The following is a 22,039-nucleotide window of genomic DNA, read 5'->3' on the forward strand; positions in this document are numbered from 1 at the left end:
AATTGTGTTTTGTTAATCTATAAATCCTACCAACGATAGTGAGCAAATGCTTTGTTTGCTTCAGCCATCTTATGAGTGTCTTCACGTTTCTTAACAGCAGCACCAGTGTTGTTAGCTGCGTCAAGGATTTCGTTAGCTAAACGCTCTTCCATCGTTTTTTCTCCGCGAAGACGAGCGTAGTTAACTAACCAGCGAAGTCCAAGAGTCGTACGACGTTCAGGACGAACTTCTACAGGAACTTGGTAGTTCGCACCACCTACACGGCGTGCTTTTACTTCAAGTACAGGCATGATGTTTTTCAATGCTTGTTCGAAAACCTCCATTGCATCATTGCCAGTACGTTCTTTAATGATATCGAATGACTTGTATAGGATTGTTTGAGACTTACCTTTTTTACCATCGATCATCATTTTGTTGATTAGACGAGATACAAGCTTAGAGTTGTAAATCGGATCAGGTAAAACATCTCTTTTTGCTACAGGACCTTTACGTGGCATCTGAATATCCTCCCTTCATCAATTATGCGTATTTTCGTATATTATTTTGCTTTAGGTTTTTTCGTACCGTATTTAGAACGGCCTTGTGCACGGTTTTCAACTCCAGCAGTATCAAGCGCACCACGAACGATGTGGTAACGTACCCCTGGTAAGTCTTTTACACGTCCGCCGCGGATAAGTACAACACTGTGCTCTTGCAGGTTGTGACCGATACCAGGAATGTAAGCAGTAACCTCGATTCCGTTAGTCAAACGAACACGAGCATATTTACGAAGTGCTGAGTTCGGTTTTTTCGGTGTCATTGTACCAACACGAGTACATACCCCGCGTTTTTGTGGAGAAGATACGTTAGTGTGCTCTTTTTTAAAGCTGTTGTATCCTTTGTTAAGTGCAGGAGACTTTGAGTTTTCTACTTTACTCACGCGTCCTTTGCGAATTAGCTGATTAATTGTAGGCATGAATTTTTCCTCCCTTCATTACGTTTTATAACCCACATACCCAGGTGGTTCATCAAAAGGCAAAAAACAATGTCTTTACACAAGATGGAATCTTACGCAAAAACAAAAGTACGTTATAAAATAATGGCAACAGCGGCTGCTCCTACCTCAATTCCGCAGGCTTTGCCGAGCTTTTTCATGGATTCAACCATTGAGACAGAGATACCTTGATCTTCAGCAAGTGAAACAACACTTGACGTGAGTATCGGATCTGCGTCTTTTGCAACGACTACTTCCTTTACTGAACCTCGCTTTAGAGCTTTCACTGTTTGCTTCGTACCAATAATAATTGATTTGGCCTGTGATACTTTATCATAAGACATAAACATATCCTCCAAAGTAACAGGTTTATTTCGAGCACCTTGGTTATATTATCATTCTAGGAGACGAATGTCAACAAGGTATGACATTTTTTAGTTTCGTTCTTCTCATAGAGTGACTTTTTCATAAATATATCTGCTGAAAGACTGTTTTTGCAGTCTTTCAGCAGCATTAAATCAGTTATTCAACCGGGACCATATCGTCAGTCGGCTGAACATTTGATACTGGTTTTACTTTACGGTATTTCATCATTCCTGTACCAGCTGGAACAAGCTTACCGATGATAACATTCTCTTTCAAGCCGAGAAGCTCGTCACGCTTACCTTTGATCGCTGCATCTGTAAGGACACGTGTTGTTTCCTGGAAGGAAGCAGCAGATAAGAATGAATCAGTTTCAAGAGATGCTTTTGTAATACCGAGTAAGACAGGACGGCCTGTGGCAGGTCGATTGCCTTCAAGTAATACCTTTTTGTTCGCTTCAGTAAATTGGTGAATATCAAGCAATGTACCTGGAAGCACATCAGTGTCACCGGCATCAATTACGCGTACTTTGCGAAGCATCTGGCGAACCATTACTTCTACGTGTTTATCACCGATTTCAACACCCTGCATACGGTAAACCTTTTGAACCTCATGGAGAAGATACTCTTGAACAGTCGTCAGGTCAGTCACTTTAAGAAGTTCTTTCGGATCGATTGAACCTTCTGTCAGTACTTGGCCTCGAATAATTTTATCTCCTTCCGCTACTTTCAGGCGGGAGTTGTAAGGTGCCGTATAAGAACGTGTTTCCACTGCGCCTTGAACCACAATTTCCTGTTGCTTATCACGAACCTCATTGATCTCAACGACTGTACCGTCGATTTCTGTAATTGTTGCCTGACCTTTCGGATTACGCGCTTCGAAAAGCTCTTGGATACGCGGAAGACCCTGTGTGATGTCGTCTCCGGCAACCCCGCCTGTATGGAATGTACGCATTGTTAACTGTGTACCAGGCTCACCGATTGATTGGGCAGCAATGATTCCGACAGCTTCACCGACTTCAACATCGGAGCCAGTTGCAAGATTTCGGCCATAGCATCGTTTACATACACCATGAGGCGTATTACATGTGAAGGCAGAACGAATCCACACTTCTTCAATGCCGGCTTCGACAATCTCCAGTGCTTTATCTTCATCGATCAGTTCGTTTTCATTCACAAGCACTTCACCTGTTTCAGGGTGCTTCACTTGTTTTCTTGCAAAACGTCCGATTAAGCGTTCTTCTAAGCGCTCAATTGTTTCAGTTCCTTCTTTAAGAGGCTTAGCAAGAATGCCTCGGTCAGTTCCGCAATCAGTTTCACGGATGATAACATCCTGTGCAACGTCAACGAGACGGCGTGTAAGGTAACCTGAGTCAGCAGTTTTAAGAGCGGTATCGGCAAGACCTTTACGCGCACCGTGTGTGGAGATAAAGTACTCCAATACTGTCAGACCTTCACGGAAACTTGATTTGATCGGCAACTCAATGATACGTCCAGCCGGGTTGGCCATCAGGCCGCGCATTCCGGCAAGCTGCGTAAAGTTAGATGCGTTACCACGGGCACCAGAGTCACTCATCATGTAGATCGGGTTGAGTTCATCAAGTGATTTCATCAGTTTGCCTTGGATAACGTCTTTTGCAGCACTCCAGATAGAGATGACTCTCTCATAGCGTTCTTCTTCAGTGATAAGACCGCGGCGGAACTGCTTCATAACGTTGTCAACTTTGCTTTGCGCTTCCTCAAGAATTTCTTGTTTATCATCGAGTACGACGATGTCAGAAACCCCAACTGTAATACCAGCTTTAGTTGAATATTTGAAGCCTAGGTTTTTCATGCGGTCAAGCATTTTAGACGTTTCCGTAATATGGAATCGTTTAAAGATTTCCGCGATGATTTTACCCAGAATGCCTTTTTTAAACGGCGCATTGATTGGCTGCTGTGCGATAACAGCTTTAACGTCAGCACCTTTTTCTAAGAAGAAACGGTCAGGTGTTTTTTCTTCAATGTTGCTCTTCGTTGGTTCATTCATGTAAGGGAATGATTCCGGAAGAATTTCATTGAAGACAAGCTTACCGACAGTTGTAATTAACAATTTTGAGCGCTGTTCTTCGGTAAATGTCACATTCTTAAGTGAGTTAGCTGCAACAGCTACTCTCGTATGAAGGTGAACATATCCGTTTTGATAAGCAAGAAGCGCTTCGTCTGTATTCTTGAAGACCATACCTTCACCGACAGCACCGGCACGCTCAAGTGTCAGGTAATAGTTACCCAGTACCATATCCTGAGAAGGTGTTACAACCGGTTTACCATCTTTAGGGTTCAAGATGTTTTGAGCAGCAAGCATCAAGATGCGTGCTTCAGCTTGTGCTTCAGCAGATAATGGTACGTGAACCGCCATTTGGTCACCGTCAAAGTCAGCGTTGTAAGCTGTACATACGAGCGGGTGAAGACGGATTGCGCGTCCTTCAACAAGCGTTGGTTCAAACGCCTGGATACCTAATCTGTGAAGTGTAGGGGCACGGTTCAGCAATACCGGGTGCTCCTTAATAACTGACTCTAGTACATCCCAAACTTCAGGCTGTACGCGCTCAATTTTGCGTTTCGCACTCTTAATGTTGTGAGCAAGACCTTTTTCAACAAGTTCTTTCATAACGAAAGGTTTGAAAAGTTCAAGCGCCATTTCCTTCGGTAATCCGCATTGATACATTTTCAAATGAGGACCAACAACGATTACAGAACGTCCGGAGTAATCGACACGTTTACCAAGAAGGTTTTGACGGAAACGGCCTTGCTTCCCTTTCAGCATGTGAGAAAGAGATTTTAACGGTCTGTTACCAGGACCTGTTACAGGGCGTCCGCGGCGGCCGTTGTCAATTAGGGCATCGACAGCCTCTTGAAGCATACGCTTTTCGTTTTGAACGATGATGCTAGGCGCACCAAGGTCCAAAAGGCGTTTCAAACGATTGTTACGGTTGATGACACGACGATAAAGGTCATTCAAATCAGAAGTCGCAAAACGTCCGCCATCTAGCTGAACCATCGGTCTAAGCTCCGGAGGAATAACAGGAAGCACATCAAGGATCATCCAAGAAGGCTTGTTTCCTGAGTTACGGAAGGCTTCTAAAACTTCAAGACGTTTGATCGCACGAGTACGGCGTTGTCCTTGTGAAGTTTTTAGCTCTTCTTTTAACATATCAACTTCTTTGACAAGATCGATATCTTGAAGAAGTTTATGAATTGCTTCAGCACCCATAGATGCTTGGAATTTATTACCGTATTTATCAAGATAAGCACGATATTCTTTCTCAGACAGAAGCTGTTTCTTTTCAAGCGGTGTATTCGCCGGATCAGTTACAACGTAAGAAGCAAAGTAAATGACTTCTTCTAAAGCACGAGGTGACATATCCAGCACAAGACCCATACGGCTTGGAATACCTTTGAAATACCAAATGTGGGAAACTGGGGCAGCCAGTTCAATGTGCCCCATTCTCTCACGACGGACTTTAGCCCGTGTTACTTCGACTCCGCAGCGGTCACAAACTACGCCTTTATAACGAACTCGCTTGTACTTCCCGCAATGACATTCCCAGTCCTTAGTAGGTCCGAAAATGCGTTCGCAGAATAGACCGTCCTTTTCAGGTTTTAACGTACGATAGTTTATCGTTTCAGGCTTTTTCACTTCACCAAAAGACCATGAACGGATTTTATCTGGTGAAGCAAGACCGATGTTCATATACTCAAAATTGTTCACATCTAGCAAGGGGCCTACCTCCCTTTTTATCTTCGGATTAACCGATGTCACTTGCCTTTATAACTAGAGATTATTCTTTTGTTACTACATCGCGTTCAACGTCTGCAGATGCTGTTTCTTCCGGCTCTTCATCACCTGATAATGCCAGGCCGTCAGCTTGTTTCGCATCTTCTTCGTCTTCTAAATCTCTCATTTCTATTTCTTCTTCATCACCAGAAAGGATTTTGACATCCATACCTAAGCTTTGAAGTTCTTTGATTAATACTTTGAATGATTCCGGAACACCTGGTTCAGGAACATTGTCGCCTTTAACGATGGCTTCGTATGTTTTCACACGTCCAACCACGTCATCAGACTTAACAGTCAGAATTTCTTGAAGAGTGTAAGCCGCACCGTAAGCTTCAAGTGCCCAAACCTCCATCTCACCAAAACGCTGTCCGCCAAATTGCGCTTTACCGCCAAGAGGCTGCTGCGTAACAAGTGAGTAAGGGCCTGTAGAGCGTGCATGAAGTTTATCGTCAACCATGTGAGCTAGTTTGATCATGTACATGATACCTACAGATACACGGTTATCAAACGGCTCTCCAGTACGTCCGTCGTAAAGCACTGTTTTGGCGTCACGAGACATGCCGGCTTCTTCAAGTGTTTCCCAGACATCCTCTTCTCGCGCTCCGTCAAATACAGGAGATGCAATGTGAATGCCAAGGTAACGAGCGGCCATACCCATGTGAAGTTCCAATACCTGCCCGATGTTCATACGTGATGGTACGCCCAGCGGGTTAAGCATGATATCAATCGGTGTGCCGTCAGGAAGGTAAGGCATATCCTCTTCAGGAAGAATCTTAGAGATAACACCTTTGTTACCGTGACGACCGGCCATTTTATCCCCTTCAGAAATCTTACGTTTCTGAACGATATATACGCGTACTAACTGGTTAACACCTGGAGGAAGTTCGTCTCCGTCTTCACGGTTGAAGACTTTAACGTCATGGATAATTCCGCCGCCGCCGTGAGGCACACGAAGAGAAGTATCACGAACCTCGCGGGCTTTCTCGCCAAAAATGGCGTGAAGAAGGCGTTCTTCTGCAGTCAGTTCAGTTACGCCTTTAGGCGTTACTTTACCAACAAGAAGATCTCCGTCTTTTACTTCTGCCCCAATACGGATGATTCCGCGGTCATCAAGATTGCGAAGCGCATCTTCACCGACGTTTGGAATATCGCGAGTGATTTCTTCAGGTCCAAGTTTCGTATCACGTGCTTCTGATTCGTATTCTTCAATGTGGATAGATGTATAAACATCATCCTTCACTAGGCGTTCACTCATGATGATGGCATCCTCATAGTTGTAGCCATCCCATGTCATGAAGCCGACCATTACGTTACGGCCAAGTGCAAGTTCACCAAGCTCCATAGAAGGACCGTCAGCAAGGATTTCTCCTTTTACCACTTCATCGCCGACACTTACGATCGGACGCTGGTTGTAGCACGTACCTTGGTTAGAGCGGACAAATTTCAGCAGGCTGTATTTATCCAGGTTTCCTTTTACTTTTTGACCGTCTACTTCTTCATAACGGCGAACCCAAACGTTTTTCGCTTCTACGCGTTCAACGATACCAGGGTGTTTACAAATAACAGCGGCACCAGAGTCTTTTCCTGATACGTATTCCATACCAGTTCCAACAAATGGAGCTTCCGGCTGCATCAAAGGCACAGCCTGACGCTGCATGTTCGCTCCCATGAGGGCACGGTTGGAGTCATCGTTTTCTAAGAACGGGATACATGCTGTCGCAGCAGATACAACCTGCTTAGGCGATACATCCATGTAGTCTACACGGTTTCTGGAAACAACAGTGTTCTCCCCGCGGAAACGAGCTACGATGCTGTCATCAATAAAGGCGCCTTCGTCATCAAGACGAGCATTCGCTTGAGCGACAACATAGTTATCCTCTTCATCAGCAGTTAAGTAATCGATTCTGCCCGTTACCTTCCCTGTTTCAGGGTCAACGCGGCGATATGGCGTTTCAATAAAGCCAAAACGGTTTACTTTTGCATAAGATGATAGTGAGTTGATCAAACCGATGTTCGGGCCCTCAGGCGTTTCAATCGGACACATACGGCCATAGTGGGAGTAGTGAACGTCACGCACTTCCATTCCGGCACGCTCACGTGTCAATCCGCCCGGTCCTAATGCTGACAGACGACGCTTGTGCGTTAATTCAGCAAGCGGGTTTGTCTGATCCATGAATTGAGAAAGCTGTGAGCTTCCAAAGAACTCTTTAATGGACGCAATAACAGGACGAATATTGATCAGCTGCTGAGGCGTAATTGTATTCGTATCTTGAATTGACATTCTCTCACGAACCACACGCTCCATACGGCTTAAACCGATACGGAATTGGTTCTGGAGAAGCTCGCCTACAGAACGTAAACGGCGGTTTCCAAGATGATCGATATCATCTGTGTCGCCTACTCCGTGCAGCAAGTTGAAGAAGTAGCTGATTGAAGAAATAATATCAGCAGGCGTGATGTTTTTAATCTCTTCTTCGATGTAAGCATTGCCGATTACATTAATAACCTGTTCTCCTTCTTGATCAGTCGGAGCAAAGATTTTAATTGATTGAAGAGTCACTTCATCTTCAACAACGCCGCCATTCGGATACAGCTTTCTAAAACCGATTCCGTTTTCTAAGTATGGCAGTACTTTATCAAGTGTTCTTCTATCAAGAATCTGGCCTTTTTCAGCAAGGATTTCTCCTGTTTCAGGATCAACAAGCGTTTCAGCAAGTCTCTGATTGAAGAGGCGATTCTTAATATGAAGTTTTTTATTAATTTTATAGCGTCCTACATTGGCAAGATCGTATCGTTTCGGATCAAAGAAACGAGAATCAAGCAAGCTTTTCGCATTTTCTACTGTAGGCGGCTCTCCAGGACGGAGACGCTCGTAAATTTCCAGCAACGCTTTGTCGCTGTTTTCTGTGTTATCTTTATCAAGCGTATTTCGCAGGTATTCGTTTTCTCCTATGAGATCAAGAATCTCTTGATCGGAGCCGAAGCCGAGAGCACGCAAAAGAACCGTAACCGGCAACTTACGTGTGCGATCAATGCGGACATAAACAACATCTTTCGCATCAGTTTCGTATTCTAACCATGCGCCACGGTTTGGAATGACAGTTGCGGTAAAACCTTTTTTACCGTTTTTGTCTACTTTACCACTGAAATATACACTTGGAGACCGAACAAGCTGGGAAACGATAACGCGTTCCGCACCGTTAATGATAAAAGTACCTGTATCTGTCATAATAGGGAAATCACCCATGAAGACATCTTGGTCTTTTACCTCTCCAGTTTCTTTGTTAATTAAACGAACCTTCACTCTTAGCGGAGCTGAGTAAGTCACATCACGTTCTTTTGATTCCTCTACAGGATATTTAGGCTCACCTAAACTATAATCAATGAACTCAAGAGAGAGGTTACCAGTGAAATCCTCAATTGGTGATATGTCTTGAAACATCTCTCTAAGACCCTCATCAAGAAACCACTGATAAGAAGAGGTTTGAATTTCAATGAGATTTGGTAATTCTAACACTTCGCTAATGCGAGCATAGCTTCTGCGCTGGCGGTGTCGTCCATACTGAACTAGTTGACCTGTCAACTGATTCACCCCTCAAATCATGCGTATTATATGTGTAATAAGCATTTCTTCCAAAGAAAGAAAATACTTTTACAAGACAAAAGAAAAAAGGGTTTCTAATTAAGAAAACCACATCCAAAAACAAATACCGATTTTATTAGCATTTCCATACTTGTATAATTTATACATAGATATTGACAATTCATCATATCAAGCAAAATATATACATTGGCATTTTACAATATTAACATAGTTAAAATACCGAGTCAAACTTTTTTTGCTTTTATGATATAATAGCCTTTCTTTTTTTGAACGACAGAAACCTCATCGAACAGTTCCTCGAGCTTTTCAATGGCAGAAGGCGCGCCCTGCTTTTTCTGTATGACGATCCACAATTCACCTGAAGCTTTTAAGTGTTCAGCGCTTTTCTCAAAGATAGCATGGACAACTTTTTTTCCGGCTCGGATTGGGGGATTTGTAAGAATAGAAGCAAATGTTTGAGCAGAATCAATGTTTGAAAACAAATCGCTTTGATAAATCTTAACATTTGTTATTCCGTTTTGTTCCGCATTTTCATTTGATAGTTCTACGGCTCTCTCATTAACGTCAATCATGTGGATAGTCCGGTCTTTAAAGTCGCTGGCCAGCGATAAACCAATCGGGCCGTACCCGCAGCCTACATCCAAAAAGCTGCCCTCAACCTCAGGCTCTTCAAAAGAATCAATCAGCAGGCGGGAGCCGAAATCAACTTCTTTTTTAGAAAAAACCCCGCTGTCGCTGGTAAACGTGAAATCTTTATTCCGAAGCCTAAAAGACCAGGTTTGCTTGTTGCTTTTCACTGAAGGTTTTTCTGAATAATAGTGCTCACTCATTATTAGAACCTCCTTTTTTCATGGCTTAAAGAATGGCAAAGAAAAAGCTCGCCTCATAAAAGCGAGCTTCCCCTACAGGTAAGTGAAGATTACTTAACTTCTACAGAAGCGCCAACTTCTTCAAGTTTAGCTTTAAGCTCTTCAGCTTCTTCTTTAGCAATACCTTCTTTAAGTGGTTTTGGAGTGTTGTCAACAAGTTCTTTAGCTTCTTTCAAGCCAAGACCAGTGATTTCACGTACAACTTTGATAACTTTGATTTTTTGAGATCCTGCACCAGCAAGGATAAGATCGAATTCGCTTTGCTCTTCAGCAGCTCCGCCTGCAGCAGCTCCGCCAGCTACAGCTACAGGAGCAGCAGCAGTTACGCCAAATTCTTCTTCGATTGCTTTTACTAGGTCGTTCAATTCAAGTACAGTTGCTTCTTTAACGGAAGCAATGATTTCTTCGATATTTAAAGCCATTTGTAATTCCTCCATTTTGTTTTAATTTATGAAAAACTAATTAGATTAAGCGCCTTGTTCTTCCTTTTGTTCTGCCACAGCTTTTGCAGCAAAAGCAAGGTTGCGAACTGGAGCTTGAAGTACGCTAAGCAACATAGAAAGCAAGCCTTCGCGTGATGGAAGTTCAGCAAGAGCTTTCACTTCTTCAACAGTAGAAACTTTACCTTCGATAACGCCAGCTTTGATTTCAAGAGCTTCGTGATTTTTAGCGAAGTCATTAAGAACTTTAGCCGGAGCGACAACATCTTCAGTGCTGAATGCGATCGCGTTCGGTCCAGTTAAGAAATCATTCAAACCATTAAGCTCAGCTTGTTCAACCGCACGGCGAGTCATCGTATTTTTGTAAACTTTGAACTCAACGTTAGCTTCGCGAAGCTGTTTACGAAGTTCAGTTACTTCAGAAACGTTAAGTCCGCGATAGTCAACGATGATCGTTGATTTACTTTCTTTCAGTTTAGAAGCAATTTCTTCAACAACAACTTTTTTTGTTTCAATTGCGCTGCTCATGGTTACACCTCCTGTAGATTCTTGTGTAACACTTATACCGTTAGGTGATCACGACTGAGACGACGGATTCCATATAAAAAGCCTCCATGAGACATGGAGGCTGTATATACAAGCATACGTAACGTAATAGCTGTGATAATATACACCTCGGTAGGATAATTAAGCGGTTAGGCCCCTACTGTCTACGGTATAAATGATATTCTATTTTACAACATTTTGAATAATATCAGAATGTTGATGTCGTGTCAATATTATTTTACGTTAAAAGTTGAAGAGTCTACTTTGACACCAGGTCCCATAGTAGAAGTTACAGCAACGTTTTTCACGTAAACGCCTTTAGCTGCAGCAGGTTTAGCTTTAAGGATTGTATCGTACATTGTTGTGAAGTTCTCAACAAGTTTTTCATCCTCGAAAGAAACTTTACCGATAGGAACATGAATGTTTCCAGCTTTATCAACGCGGTATTCAACTTTACCAGCTTTGATTTCGCCGATCGCTTTTTCAACTTCGAAAGTAACTGTACCAGTTTTAGGGTTTGGCATTAAACCTTTTGGTCCAAGTACACGACCGATTTTACCAACTTCACCCATCATGTCAGGTGTAGCTACGATAACATCGAAATCGAACCAGCCTTGTTGAATTTTGTTGATGTAGTCAGTGTCGCCTACGAAATCTGCACCAGCAGCTTCAGCTTCTTTCGCTTTTTCGCCTTTTGCGAAAACGAGAACGCGCTGAGTTTTACCAGTTCCGTTTGGAAGCACAACTGCTCCACGGATTTGCTGGTCGTTTTTACGAGGGTCAACCCCTAAACGGAAAGCCACTTCAACTGTAGCGTCGAATTTAGCTGTGTTTGTTTTTTTAACGAGAGCTACTGCTTCAGAGACGTCGTAAGCTTTAGAACGGTCTACAAGCTTAGCAGCTTCAACGTACTTTTTACCTTTTTTAGCCATTTTAAAATTTCCTCCTTATGTGGTTATAGCGGAATAACCTCCCACGAATAAGGGTTGCGAACTTGTTAAAACTCGCAACCCGACAAGAAACAAATTAATCCTCGATTACAATACCCATACTGCGGGCAGTACCTTCAACCATGCGCATTGCCGCTTCAACGTCTGCTGCGTTTAAGTCAGGCATTTTCGTTTCAGCGATTTCGCGTACTTTATCGCGCTTAACGGTTGCCACTTTATTACGGTTTGGTTCACCAGAACCAGACTCAATTCCAGCTGCTTTTTTAAGCAATACTGCAGCAGGTGGAGTTTTTGTAATAAATGTAAATGAACGGTCTTCGTAAACCGAAATTTCAACAGGAATGATTAAACCAGCTTGGTCAGCTGTACGAGCGTTAAACTCCTTACAGAATCCCATGATGTTAACACCGGCTTGACCAAGTGCAGGTCCAACTGGTGGTGCTGGGTTAGCTTTTCCAGCAGGAATTTGCAATTTTACAACTTTAACTACTTTTTTAGCCACGAGACACACCTCCTTAAGTCCGTGATGTGGTAATAGGGTAAACCCTCCCACTCAAGGTTTCATTCTTTATATGAATGACGAAATATCATGCTAGTTGCCTTGGATAAGTCCAAGACGTACCTTTGCTATATTATCATTTATATATAGCAATTTCAAGTTTTTTCACATTACAATTTATCGATTTGGGTAAATTCCAGCTCAACCGGCGTTTCACGGCCGAACATATTAACGAAAACTTTGACCTTGCTTTTATCATAATCAATCTCTTCAATTGATCCTGTAAAGTTAGCAAAAGGTCCGTCTATTACTTTCACTGTCTCTTTCAGTTCAAAGTCAATATCAGTTTTGCGTTCATCCATGCCCATTCTCTTCAGAATGGTTTCTGCTTCGCCCGGAAGAAGCGGCGTCGGTTTTGAACCTGACCCGGCAGATCCTACGAATCCAGTAACGCCCGGCGTGTTTCGGACAACATACCAAGAGTCGTCTGTCATTACAATTTCAACAAGCACATAACCAGGGAACACTTTCTTTTTCACGACTTTTTTCTTGCCGTTTTTGATATCCGTTTCTTCTTCTTCGGGTACGACTACACGGAAAATTTTATCCTGCATCCCCATTGATTCAACACGTTTTTCCAAGTTGGCTTTTACTTTATTCTCATAACCAGAGTACGTGTGAACAACATACCAATTCTTTTCCATTCTATTCAGGACTGTCCAGTCCTTCCCTCCCCGCATTTGGTTTTAGTGAATTACCATAACGCTTCAAAAAATAGGCGGCAAGCCTATGATAACTATCATTTTAAGCCACAATAAAAAACCCGCTGAACGGGTTTTGGCAAGTAATATTATGATCTATTATAGCACGTATTGCTGATCATTATTCAACTATAAAACGAATTAATTGAGAAATTCCTGTGTCAAGGAGGGCAAAAAAGATAACAAAAAAGATAACTGTTGAAATTACCGTAATGGTATAACGCGTTAACTCTTTTCCTTTAGGCCAGCTTACCTTTTTCATTTCTTTCCCAACATCTTTAAAGAATTTCATAATACGCATGTAAAAGACCTCCACAATTTAAAAGCGCAAAAACTATTTTGTTTCAAGATGAGCTGTATGTGAATTGCAAGTACTGCAGTATTTCTTTACTTCTAATCGCTCAGCCGCTGATGCAGAGCTCTTCATTGTCGTATAATTACGGTTTCCGCATGTCTTGCATGCTAACGTAATCTTTTTTCTCATGTCATTACACCTTTTTCTAAATAGACATTAGTTCTTATCTTTAGTAACATATCATAGTCAGAAAAATACTGTCAATATAGCATAAATTCCTATTACAAACTGATTTCGCGAATTTCCAAGTACTTCTCCAGCTTGCGTTTCACACGCTGAAGGGCATTGTCGATCGATTTCACATGTCGGTTCAGTTCATCAGAAATCTCTTGGTAACTTCTCCCGTCGAGATATAAGACGAGTACTTTTCTCTCTAAATCACTTAATAGTTCTCCCATTTTCATTTCAATATCATCAAATTCTTCCTGATTAATGATCATTTCCTCAGGATTTAAGGTTTTCGCTCCTGAAATGACATCCAGCAGCGTTCGGTCTGATTCTTCATCAAAAATCGGTTTATCTAATGAGACGTAGGAATTCAAAGGAATGTGTTTCTGGCGAGTAGCTGTCTTTATTGCGGTAATAATTTGGCGGGTAATACATAATTCTGCGAAAGCTTTGAATGAGGTAAGCTTGTCCTCTTTGAAGTCACGAATAGACTTATAGAGGCCTATCATGCCTTCCTGAACAATATCCTCTCTGTCCGCCCCTATTAAGAAATAGGATCTTGCTTTTGCCCGAACAAAGTTTCGGTACTTCGTAATCAAGTAATCTAACGCATCACTGTCCCCAACATGAACCTTTTCAATGACCTGCTCGTCCTCCAACTGGCAAAACTGCTCTTTGTTGAATTTTCCCTTGTTGTTCTGTAGATTCACTCCGATCCCCCCGGCGCACGTAGATAGAAATATTATACAGTATTGGGCAAAAAAGCGTCAACTTAATCTAAGTCTCCCCGCCTCCACTTTTCAAACGTTTTCAAAACCTCTTCCGATAAAGCAATTTTACCCGCCGGCTTTTCGGAAGTGATTTTTCTTACCCGTCTCTCTATTCGCCTTTCAATCGTTTCTACCTCTCTCAAAAGCTCCCGGGCCGATTTCCGCAATGCCCCCTGTCCGAAAATCGCCCACTGCTCAGTATAGTCAGAGGTCGCAACGTGAATTTGAGTCGCAATATTATTCAAAGCCTGAGCGAGCTTTTCTATCCGCTCATCAGCCGTCTCATTTTCTTTTGTAAAAATTACTTCAACTCTATGGTTGGTCTGTTTTTTCTCAAGCCCTTTTACGAGATGCGCGTCAAAAACAACAATAACCCTGTTTCCTGTATACGATTGATATTCCGCCATTTTCTGAATCAGTACGTCTCTCGCCTCTTCAAAACTGTTCGCTTTTAAATCCTTCAGCTGCGGCCAGGCTCCAATCATGTTGTACCCGTCTACTAACAGGATATCCATGGGTCTTTATTCTCCCACAGGGTTTCGTTTCCGGTAGACTTCATACATCAAAAGACCAGCCGCGACAGATGCATTTAGTGAAGTTACCTTTCCGGCCATCGGGAGTTTAATGAGAAAATCGCACTTTTCCTTCACAAGGCGGCCCATCCCTTTTCCTTCACTTCCGATGACTAGAGCCAAAGGCATATTGCCGTCCATATTACGGTAATCCTCACGCGCGGACGCATCCGTTCCGACAACCCAGATTCCCCGCTCTTTCATCTCTTCTAACGTCCGTGCCAAATTGGTGACTCTTGCTACAGGAATGTGCTCAATTGCTCCTGTTGAAGCTTTTGCCACTGTTGTTGTCAGCCCGACAGCTCTCCGTTTTGGAATGACGATGCCATGAGCGCCGACCGCATCTGCTGTCCTCATAATGGAACCAAGGTTATGAGGGTCTTCAAGCTCGTCCAGAATGAGGAAGAAAGGCTGTTCATTTTTTTCTTCGGCTGCTTTATATAAATCGTCCAGTTCTGCATATTCATACGCTGCAACCTGTGCCACTACGCCCTGATGCTGTCCTGTCACCATTTGATCGAGTTTTTTTCTCGGGACGTATTGAATCGTGATTCCCTGCTTTTTGGCAAGCTCAATCACTTGCTGTGCTTGTCCCTTTACGGTGTTTTCCGCCATCCACAGCTTATACAGCTTCCGATCAGATTTTAACGTCTCGATCACTGCATTTTTCCCTATGACGTAATCATGTTGCTGACTCATTTGTTTTCCTCCCTGACGTCCCGAATTGTATAGCTTCGGCTACGAGCTGACTAAGTCGTTCCTCTTTTTTCTCTAGAAAAAGGTAGCCCAGAAGCGCTTCAAATGCTGTACTGTAGCGGTACGTCTGAACATCTGTATTTTTAGGTGTTGTCCCTGACTTGGCATTTCTGCCTCTTTTCAGCACCGCTTCCTCTTCTTCCGTAAAAAATGATTGATTCTGCAGAAAAAATAGGATCTCAGCCTGTGACTTTGCTGAAACAATCCGGCTTGATTTCTTATGAAGATCATTTGGTTTGGTAAAGCCCTGCTTAAGCAGGTGATGCCTGACATACACTTCAAAAATGGCATCACCTATATAAGCAAGCGCAAGACCGTTAAGCTGCTTAGAATCTTTTATCGTATCAAATTCAAGCATCTGTTATTCTCCCCGTTTCCAGCGAGTGCCTTGAGCCGTATCTTCAAGAATGATATTCATGCTTTTCAGCTGGTCGCGGATCTGGTCTGACAATGCAAAATCGCGATTCCGGCGCGCTTCATTTCGCTTTTCGATTAAGTCTTCAATCTCTTGATCGAGAAGTTCCTGCTCACCCAACGAAAAACCGAGGACAGAAACAATGCGGTCAAACATCTCAATAAACGCCGTAATCACATGATCAGCCGTATGATCTTTCTGAAGATAATAATTGGCGTGTTTCGCTAAGTCAAACAAGACTGAAATGGCATTCGCCGTATTAAAATCATCGTCCATCGCTTCTTCGAATGCTTTGCGGTGTTCTTCAACTTTTTCAAGCCATTGATCGTCATCTTCGGTTAAATTCGTACTGCTGTTAAGACGGTGCTGAAGATTGCTGTACGCTGTTTTTAAGCGGTTGAACGCGCTTTTCGTATTCTCCAGAAGCTCTTCTGAATAGTTAATCGGATGGCGATAATGAACAGATAGCATAAAGAATCTCAAAAGCTGCGGATCATGCTGTTTAATGATGTCATGGACAAGCACAAAGTTGCCTAGTGATTTTGACATTTTTTCATTATCAATATTGATATAACCATTATGAAGCCAGTACTTCGCAAACGTTTTGCCTGTCAGCGCCTCAGATTGCGCAATTTCGTTTTCATGGTGAGGGAATGTTAAATCCTGTCCGCCCGCATGGATATCAATCTGGTCACCGAGATACTTTTTCACCATTGCTGAGCATTCAATGTGCCAGCCCGGACGTCCTTTCCCCCAAGGGCTATCCCAAGAGATTTCTCCTTCTTTTGCCGCTTTCCACAGTGCGAAATCAAGAGCATCTTCTTTTTTCTCGCCGACCCGGATGCGTGCACCTGATCTTAGTTCATCGATTGATTGCTGAGAAAGCTTTCCGTACCCTTCAAACGCTCTGGTTTTGAAATATACGTCACCTTCTGATTCATATGCGTAGCCCTTTTTCACGAGCTGATCTACGAATTCGATAATGGCATCCATGTTCTCCATTACTCGCGGATGAAGGTCGGCTTTTCGGCAGCCGAGCGCACCTACGTCTTCAAAGTATGCTTTAATAAAACGCTCTGAAATGGTGGGTACATCCTCACCGAGTTCATTTGCCGCTTTAATTAATTTATCGTCTACGTCTGTGAAGTTAGAGACATACTGCACATCATAGCCTTTATACTCTAAATAGTTTCGAACCGTATCGTAAACGATTGCCGGACGCGCGTTCCCGATATGAATGTAATTGTAAACCGTGGGTCCGCATACATACATTTTCACTTTTCCCTCTTCAAGAGGAACGAATGTTTCCTTCTGTCTAGTCAATGTATTATAAAGTGTGATTGTCATTTTTGATTGATCCTTTCTTTTCTGTCTTCAAGTTCTGCCTTCAGCTCTAAAATCTGCTGTTCCAAAGACTTAAAGCGGTCAGCAACTGGATCGGGCAAATCCTGATGGTTTAAATCGCGTCTTACTTTCTTGCCATTTTGTACAACTACCCGTCCAGGGATACCGACAACTGTTGAAAAATCAGGAACATCATGCAGCACTACTGAACCAGCGCCAATCTTTGAGCCTTCACCGACCGTAATAGAACCGAGCACTTTAGCGCCTGTGGCTATCAATGCGTCATCTTTAATCGTTGGGTGCCTTTTTCCCTTTTCTTTCCCCGTTCCCCCGAGGGTAACCCCCTGAAAAACGGTTACGTTATTGCCGATTTCACATGTCTCCCCAATGACAACCCCCATGCCGTGGTCTATGAAAAATCTTCTCCCGATTGTAGCGCCGGGGTGGATTTCTATCCCGGTAAAAAATCGGCTTACTTGAGATATAAAGCGTGCAAGGAAATAAAATTTTCGTTTATATAAAGCATGTGCAATCCGATGCGCCCATATAGCATGTAAACCGGAATAAGTTAAAATCACTTCAAAATAGCTTCTTGCTGCGGGATCTTGATCGAACACAGTATCAATGTCTTCTTTGAGCATTCTAAAAAACACATGCTTCCCCCCGTTTCTCTATCTGATTTCCTCTACCCAATAAAAAAAGCGTCTCTGCATGTAAACATGACAGAGACGCTTTAACCGCGCGGTTCCACTCTGTTTGAAAAGCAGACTTCTGCTCTCCCAACTTCAGCCTGTAACGGCGGCGGCCGCCTTTGAATACTGGTTTCAAAAAACGTTCTTCAAAGGTCTTAAGGGCGCACTTCTAAAACCCGGCTCATGGATCTCTCTCAGCCAATGGAGATCCTTTCTGTAATGGCCTAAAGCTTTATACTCTTCCCTGTCAACAATCATTTATTTAGATATTTTTTAAACGCTGAATTGCAGTCTCTTTACCGATCAATTCAATTGATTGCGGCAGTTCCGGACCGTGAGTTTGCCCTGTTACAGCAACACGAATCGGCATAAACAGTTTTTTCCCTTTATGGCCAGTTTCTTTCTGCACTGCTTTGATTGATGCTTTGATGTTATCCGGAGTGAACTCCTCAAGCTCTTCAAGCTTCGCTGCGAATGTGCTGAGCACTTCAGGAACCTGTTCTTCTTCCAGAACAGCTTTCGCTTCTTGATTATACTCGATCTCATCCGTAAAGAACAAATCAGTCAGCTCAACAATTTCCGCACCGTAGCTTAATTGCTCATGATACAGGGAAATCAGTTTACGAACCCACTCTTGTTCTTCAGCAGAAAGCTCAGTGCCAACTTTGCCCGCTTTTTGCAAATGCGGAAGCGTCAGTTCAACAACCTGATCAAGATCCAGCTTCTTCACATATTGGTTGTTAACCCATTTTAGCTTATGCATATCAAACAAAGCTGGTGATTTAGATAAACGATTTACATCAAAAATTTCAATAAACTGCTCTTTTGTGAAAAGCTCTTCTTCTCCAACCGGTGACCAGCCTAGCAGTCCGATAAAGTTGAACAGCGCTTCTGGCAGGTAGCCAAGCTCTTTGTACTGCTCGATGAATTGAATAATGGATTCATCACGTTTACTGAGCTTTTTACGGCTTTCGTTTACAATCAGCGTCATGTGTCCGAACTGAGGAATATCCCATCCGAATGCTTGATAAATCATAATCTGTTTCGGTGTGTTAGAAATATGATCCTCACCGCGCAGCACGTGTGTCATTTTCATTAAGTAGTCATCAATCGCTACCGCGAAGTTGTAAGTCGGCGTTCCGTCCTTTTTCACAATAACAAAGTCGCCGATGCCATCTGATTCAAAAGAAATTTCGCCTTTTACGATATCATTGAAGGCGATGATTTTTCCTTCCGGCACGCGGAAACGAATACTTGGTTTTCTGCCTTCAGCGATAAATTTCTCCTGTTCTTCCTGAGTCAGGTCTCTGTGTTTTCCAGAATAACGAGGCATTTCTCCGCGGGCAATCTGTTCTTCACGCTCTTTTTCAAGCTCTTCTTCCGTACAGTAACATTTATAAGCAAGCCCTTTTTCAAGAAGCTCTTCATAGTACACTTTATAGATATCGTTACGCTCTGACTGACGGTATGGGCCGTACTCTCCTCCGACATCCACACTCTCATCCCAGTCAATACCTAGCCACTTCAGATAATTCAGCTGGCTTTGTTCTCCGCCCTCAATATTGCGCTTTTTATCTGTATCCTCAACTCGAATGATAAACTTACCGCCTTGATTGCGGGCAAATAAATAATTAAAAAGCGCCGTTCTGGCATTTCCAATATGCAAATGTCCGGTTGGACTCGGTGCATAACGGACGCGTACTTCGTTTCCCATTTTCAAATACTTCCTTTCATGTCATGTATGGCCTCAGGCAAAAATGTATGAATCTATTCTACCACCAAATAGACCCGGCATCAAAACAAGTTAGCCTTTTTGTATCAGCACTGTCGCCTGAGCCGCTATTCCTTCCGCCCGGCCTGTAAATCCAAGCTTTTCTGTCGTTGTTGCTTTTACATTTACTTGAGAAACATCTGCCTCAAGGCCTTCAGCAATTCTTTTTCTCATATCTTCTATGTACGGCAGCATCTTCGGCTTTTGCGCTATGATGGTGCAATCAATGTTCCCAAGGACATACCCCTTCTGTTTCACGATTCCCCAGACATGCTGAAGTAATTTGAAAGAATCTGCGTCCTTGAACTCGGGATCTGTGTCAGGAAAATGCTTGCCGATGTCTCCTTCACCCACAGCTCCCAGGCAGGCGTCAGCGACAGTATGCAGCAATACGTCTGCATCAGAATGGCCAAGCAGCCCTTTTTCGTACGGGATTTCAATTCCGCCAATAATGAGAGGACGGCCCTCCACTAATTGATGCACATCAAATCCTTGTCCAATTCTAAACATGTTTATTCCCACTTTCTGATTCCATGATAGCTTCAGCTGACGTCAAATCGTCTGGCGTCGTCAGCTTAATATTTGTATAGCTGCCTTCTACAACACGGACCGAACCGCCCTCCATCTGTTCAACGAGGCTGGCGTCATCCGTCCCTAAAAATCCCTTGCGCTCGGCCTCAGCGTGAGCCTTCATCAATAAAGAAAGACGAAAAGCTTGTGGCGTTTGGACAGCCCACAAGCTTGAACGTTCAATCGTCTCACTGACTTGTAAATCTTGAACGCGTTTAATCGTATCTTTTACCGGAACAGCAAGGATGGCCGCTCCTGTCTGTTCCGCCTCTGCGATCAGTTCGTCAATTTGTTCATGTTTTATAAATGGGCGGGCACCGTCATGTACAAGGACAATCTTTTCCTGCTTTACGGCTTTCAGCCCCTTATACACACTGTGCTGACGCTCTTCTCCGCCTGCAACAAGCTCAATTGAAGTTTGAAACGGGTAATCGCACAGCAATTGCTGAAAGTGCTCCCGCTCCTGCTCGTTAATCACCAAAATGATTTTATCGCACTGCCGGTGGCTGTCAAACACTCTTAACGTGTGTATGATCACCGGGTCTCCTTTCAGCTCAATGAACAGTTTATTTCTCCCTGCCTTCATCCGCTTTCCCTGTCCGGCTGCAGGAATCACCACATCATAACTCATTGTTTTTTCTCCCTTTACAGCGCCTTCTCCAACAGCTTAGGCTTCGCAAAAATCATTCGTCCCGCTGCTGTCTGCAGCACACTTGTGACGAGTACATCAATATGCTTGCCGATATAATTGCGTCCTTCTTCAACGACAATCATCGTACCGTCATCCAAGTAGGCAACTCCCTGATTATGCTCTTTCCCGTCCTTAATGACCTGAACATTCATTTCCTCGCCAGGAAGCACAACAGGCTTGACCGCATTGGCAAGGTCATTAATGTTTAATACTGCTACCTTCTGAAGCTCGCACACTTTATTTAAATTAAAATCATTCGTCACAACGACCCCGGATGTCAGCTTAGCAAGTTTGACGAGCTTGCTGTCAACCTCCTGAATATCTTCAAAGTCGCCTTCGTAAATTTCAACTTCAATGTCTAATTCTTTCTGAATGCGGTTCAGGATATCAAGACCGCGGCGTCCTCTGTTTCGTTTTAAAACATCTGAAGAGTCTGCAATATGCTGCAATTCCTCAAGGACAAACTGCGGAATCACGATAACTCCCTCTAAAAAACCAGTCTGACAAATATCTGCTATTCTCCCATCAATAATAACACTAGTGTCCAAAATTTTCAGCTTCTTGTCTTGAACCTCATGTTCTTCATCAGCTGTTCCTTTTTTCTTTTGCATTCTGGCGGAAATGGAAAACAGGCTGATCAATTCATCCTTTTTCTTAAAGCCCACCTGGAAGCCGAGATAACCGAGGAAGAAAGCCAAAAATACAGGAATTATTGTGCTGAATATGCGGTAAGGTATATTGTCTAAAGGAATAACATTTACGATAAGATAAGCAATTATAAGTCCAAAAACTAAGCCAAGACTTCCAAATAACAAATCTGGAACCGGCGCTTTTAACAATGAATCCTCTATCCACTTCACCCAGTTCACAACGTATTCTGTACCCCATATACTGATGAGAAAAAAGATAATTGCTCCTATTGCCGCAGACGTATATGCGTTTGTTATTAAAGGTATGTCCTGTATATTTAACAGTACAAACAATTCAGGTATCAAAAATATACCAACAACGCCGCCAAAAATAATGAAGAACGCCTGAACTATTCGTTTTAACATACCCCCACCTCCTTTTTTAACATTTTAATTTCACAAAGTCTTATGCATCCTACGAA

The 22,039-nt window shown here is 43.0% G+C and carries 23 protein-coding genes and 2 other annotated features; all 23 genes read right to left on the reverse strand.

From position 1 onward, the window contains the following. Nucleotides 1-26: 26 nt before the first annotated feature. On the reverse strand, nt 27-497 hold the full coding sequence (rpsG, locus tag PUN35_RS14175) for a 30S ribosomal protein S7 (protein ID WP_003225784.1): 471 nt from the start codon (nt 495-497) through the stop codon (nt 27-29). A 41-nt stretch (nt 498-538) separates the two neighbouring features. Further along, nucleotides 539-955: a 30S ribosomal protein S12 gene (gene rpsL / locus PUN35_RS14180; RefSeq protein ID WP_003225781.1), complete on the reverse strand. Its 417-nt coding sequence runs from the start codon at nt 953-955 to the stop codon at nt 539-541. A 113-nt stretch (nt 956-1,068) separates the two neighbouring features. Beyond that, a complete protein-coding gene (locus PUN35_RS14185; protein ID WP_003225778.1) occupies nt 1,069-1,317 on the reverse strand; it encodes a 50S ribosomal protein L7ae-like protein in 249 nt (82 codons plus the stop codon). A gap of 178 nt (nt 1,318-1,495) precedes the next feature. Beyond that, nucleotides 1,496-5,095 carry a DNA-directed RNA polymerase subunit beta' gene (gene rpoC / locus PUN35_RS14190; RefSeq protein ID WP_014478624.1) on the reverse strand — a complete coding sequence of 1,200 codons (3,600 nt, stop codon included), beginning with the start codon at nt 5,093-5,095 and terminating at the stop codon, nt 1,496-1,498. A 61-nt stretch (nt 5,096-5,156) separates the two neighbouring features. Beyond that, nucleotides 5,157-8,738, reverse strand: coding sequence for a DNA-directed RNA polymerase subunit beta (rpoB, locus tag PUN35_RS14195; protein WP_009966326.1), 3,582 nt, complete (start codon nt 8,736-8,738; stop codon nt 5,157-5,159). A 245-nt stretch (nt 8,739-8,983) separates the two neighbouring features. After that, entirely contained in the window at nt 8,984-9,589 is a 606-nt protein-coding gene (locus PUN35_RS14200; protein WP_014478623.1) for a class I SAM-dependent methyltransferase, read from the reverse strand. A gap of 89 nt (nt 9,590-9,678) precedes the next feature. Next, on the reverse strand, nt 9,679-10,050 hold the full coding sequence (rplL, locus tag PUN35_RS14205; RefSeq protein ID WP_003156436.1) for a 50S ribosomal protein L7/L12: 372 nt from the start codon (nt 10,048-10,050) through the stop codon (nt 9,679-9,681). Between the two features lie 45 nt (nt 10,051-10,095). Continuing rightward, nucleotides 10,096-10,596 carry a 50S ribosomal protein L10 gene (rplJ, locus tag PUN35_RS14210; protein WP_014478622.1) on the reverse strand — a complete coding sequence of 167 codons (501 nt, stop codon included), beginning with the start codon at nt 10,594-10,596 and terminating at the stop codon, nt 10,096-10,098. 65 nt (nt 10,597-10,661) lie between these two features. Continuing rightward, nucleotides 10,662-10,802: a sequence feature (ribosomal protein L10 leader region), on the reverse strand. A gap of 45 nt (nt 10,803-10,847) precedes the next feature. Continuing rightward, nucleotides 10,848-11,546, reverse strand: a complete 699-nt coding sequence (gene rplA, locus PUN35_RS14215; protein ID WP_003235040.1) for a 50S ribosomal protein L1 — start codon at nt 11,544-11,546, stop codon at nt 10,848-10,850. Nucleotides 11,547-11,640: 94 nt separating this feature from the next. Continuing rightward, nucleotides 11,641-12,066: a 50S ribosomal protein L11 gene (rplK, locus tag PUN35_RS14220; RefSeq protein WP_003156430.1), complete on the reverse strand. Its 426-nt coding sequence runs from the start codon at nt 12,064-12,066 to the stop codon at nt 11,641-11,643. A gap of 167 nt (nt 12,067-12,233) precedes the next feature. Further along, the gene (gene nusG / locus PUN35_RS14225) at nt 12,234-12,767 is read right to left on the reverse strand and encodes a transcription termination/antitermination protein NusG (RefSeq protein ID WP_003225764.1); all 534 of its coding nucleotides are present in this window, start codon (nt 12,765-12,767) and stop codon (nt 12,234-12,236) included. A 178-nt stretch (nt 12,768-12,945) separates the two neighbouring features. Continuing rightward, a complete protein-coding gene (secE, locus tag PUN35_RS14230; RefSeq protein WP_014478621.1) occupies nt 12,946-13,125 on the reverse strand; it encodes a preprotein translocase subunit SecE in 180 nt (59 codons plus the stop codon). Nucleotides 13,126-13,158: 33 nt separating this feature from the next. Further along, nucleotides 13,159-13,308, reverse strand: coding sequence for a 50S ribosomal protein L33 (gene rpmG / locus PUN35_RS14235; RefSeq protein WP_003156421.1), 150 nt, complete (start codon nt 13,306-13,308; stop codon nt 13,159-13,161). Between the two features lie 92 nt (nt 13,309-13,400). Continuing rightward, nucleotides 13,401-14,057, reverse strand: a complete 657-nt coding sequence (gene sigH, locus PUN35_RS14240) for an RNA polymerase sporulation sigma factor SigH (protein WP_003225758.1) — start codon at nt 14,055-14,057, stop codon at nt 13,401-13,403. Between the two features lie 62 nt (nt 14,058-14,119). Then, nucleotides 14,120-14,632: a ribosome-dependent mRNA decay endonuclease Rae1/YacP gene (gene rae1, locus PUN35_RS14245; RefSeq protein ID WP_003235032.1), complete on the reverse strand. Its 513-nt coding sequence runs from the start codon at nt 14,630-14,632 to the stop codon at nt 14,120-14,122. 6 nt (nt 14,633-14,638) lie between these two features. Beyond that, entirely contained in the window at nt 14,639-15,388 is a 750-nt protein-coding gene (gene rlmB / locus PUN35_RS14250) for a 23S rRNA (guanosine(2251)-2'-O)-methyltransferase RlmB (protein ID WP_014478620.1), read from the reverse strand. Then, the gene (locus PUN35_RS14255; RefSeq protein ID WP_004399685.1) at nt 15,372-15,803 is read right to left on the reverse strand and encodes a mini-ribonuclease 3; all 432 of its coding nucleotides are present in this window, start codon (nt 15,801-15,803) and stop codon (nt 15,372-15,374) included. Before PUN35_RS14255 ends, rlmB begins: the two co-directional genes overlap by 17 nt. A gap of 3 nt (nt 15,804-15,806) precedes the next feature. Further along, nucleotides 15,807-17,207: a cysteine--tRNA ligase gene (gene cysS, locus PUN35_RS14260; protein WP_014478619.1), complete on the reverse strand. Its 1,401-nt coding sequence runs from the start codon at nt 17,205-17,207 to the stop codon at nt 15,807-15,809. Further along, nucleotides 17,204-17,857 carry a serine O-acetyltransferase gene (gene cysE / locus PUN35_RS14265; protein ID WP_014478618.1) on the reverse strand — a complete coding sequence of 218 codons (654 nt, stop codon included), beginning with the start codon at nt 17,855-17,857 and terminating at the stop codon, nt 17,204-17,206. The genes cysS and cysE overlap by 4 nt, the downstream gene beginning before the upstream one ends. 68 nt (nt 17,858-17,925) lie before the next feature. Continuing rightward, nucleotides 17,926-18,156, reverse strand: a binding site (T-box leader). A gap of 2 nt (nt 18,157-18,158) precedes the next feature. After that, on the reverse strand, nt 18,159-19,610 hold the full coding sequence (gene gltX, locus PUN35_RS14270; RefSeq protein WP_014478617.1) for a glutamate--tRNA ligase: 1,452 nt from the start codon (nt 19,608-19,610) through the stop codon (nt 18,159-18,161). Between the two features lie 90 nt (nt 19,611-19,700). After that, on the reverse strand, nt 19,701-20,177 hold the full coding sequence (ispF, locus tag PUN35_RS14275; RefSeq protein ID WP_003225745.1) for a 2-C-methyl-D-erythritol 2,4-cyclodiphosphate synthase: 477 nt from the start codon (nt 20,175-20,177) through the stop codon (nt 19,701-19,703). After that, nucleotides 20,170-20,868, reverse strand: coding sequence for a 2-C-methyl-D-erythritol 4-phosphate cytidylyltransferase (gene ispD, locus PUN35_RS14280; RefSeq protein WP_014478616.1), 699 nt, complete (start codon nt 20,866-20,868; stop codon nt 20,170-20,172). The genes ispF and ispD overlap by 8 nt, the downstream gene beginning before the upstream one ends. Nucleotides 20,869-20,882: 14 nt before the next feature. After that, nucleotides 20,883-21,983 (reverse strand): PIN/TRAM domain-containing protein, encoded by a 1,101-nt coding sequence (locus tag PUN35_RS14285; RefSeq protein WP_003235014.1) that lies wholly within the window; start codon nt 21,981-21,983, stop codon nt 20,883-20,885. Between the last annotated feature and the right edge of the window lie 56 nt (nt 21,984-22,039).

The sequence above is a fragment of the Bacillus sp. N3378-2at genome, from assembly GCF_033412715.1.
Classification (GTDB): domain Bacteria; phylum Bacillota; class Bacilli; order Bacillales; family Bacillaceae; genus Bacillus; species Bacillus subtilis.

Excerpts from the sequence above, each read along its gene's own strand:
- rpsG (WP_003225784.1), bottom strand. The coding sequence starts at position 497 with ATGCCACGTAAAGGTCCTGTAGCAAAAAGAGATGTTTTACCTGATCCG.
- rpsL (WP_003225781.1), bottom strand. The coding sequence starts at position 955 with ATGCCTACAATTAATCAGCTAATTCGCAAAGGACGCGTGAGTAAAGTA.
- PUN35_RS14185 (WP_003225778.1), bottom strand. The coding sequence starts at position 1,317 with ATGTCTTATGATAAAGTATCACAGGCCAAATCAATTATTATTGGTACG.
- PUN35_RS14200 (WP_014478623.1), bottom strand. The coding sequence starts at position 9,589 with ATGAGTGAGCACTATTATTCAGAAAAACCTTCAGTGAAAAGCAACAAG.
- rplL (WP_003156436.1), bottom strand. The coding sequence starts at position 10,050 with ATGGCTTTAAATATCGAAGAAATCATTGCTTCCGTTAAAGAAGCAACT.
- rplJ (WP_014478622.1), bottom strand. The coding sequence starts at position 10,596 with ATGAGCAGCGCAATTGAAACAAAAAAAGTTGTTGTTGAAGAAATTGCT.
- rplA (WP_003235040.1), bottom strand. The coding sequence starts at position 11,546 with ATGGCTAAAAAAGGTAAAAAGTACGTTGAAGCTGCTAAGCTTGTAGAC.
- nusG (WP_003225764.1), bottom strand. The coding sequence starts at position 12,767 with ATGGAAAAGAATTGGTATGTTGTTCACACGTACTCTGGTTATGAGAAT.
- secE (WP_014478621.1), bottom strand. The coding sequence starts at position 13,125 with ATGCGTATTATGAAATTCTTTAAAGATGTTGGGAAAGAAATGAAAAAG.
- rpmG (WP_003156421.1), bottom strand. The coding sequence starts at position 13,308 with ATGAGAAAAAAGATTACGTTAGCATGCAAGACATGCGGAAACCGTAAT.
- rae1 (WP_003235032.1), bottom strand. The coding sequence starts at position 14,632 with ATGGATATCCTGTTAGTAGACGGGTACAACATGATTGGAGCCTGGCCG.
- rlmB (WP_014478620.1), bottom strand. The coding sequence starts at position 15,388 with ATGAGTCAGCAACATGATTACGTCATAGGGAAAAATGCAGTGATCGAG.
- PUN35_RS14255 (WP_004399685.1), bottom strand. The coding sequence starts at position 15,803 with ATGCTTGAATTTGATACGATAAAAGATTCTAAGCAGCTTAACGGTCTT.
- cysS (WP_014478619.1), bottom strand. The coding sequence starts at position 17,207 with ATGACAATCACACTTTATAATACATTGACTAGACAGAAGGAAACATTC.
- gltX (WP_014478617.1), bottom strand. The coding sequence starts at position 19,610 with ATGGGAAACGAAGTACGCGTCCGTTATGCACCGAGTCCAACCGGACAT.
- ispF (WP_003225745.1), bottom strand. The coding sequence starts at position 20,177 with ATGTTTAGAATTGGACAAGGATTTGATGTGCATCAATTAGTGGAGGGC.
- ispD (WP_014478616.1), bottom strand. The coding sequence starts at position 20,868 with ATGAGTTATGATGTGGTGATTCCTGCAGCCGGACAGGGAAAGCGGATG.
- PUN35_RS14285 (WP_003235014.1), bottom strand. The coding sequence starts at position 21,983 with ATGTTAAAACGAATAGTTCAGGCGTTCTTCATTATTTTTGGCGGCGTT.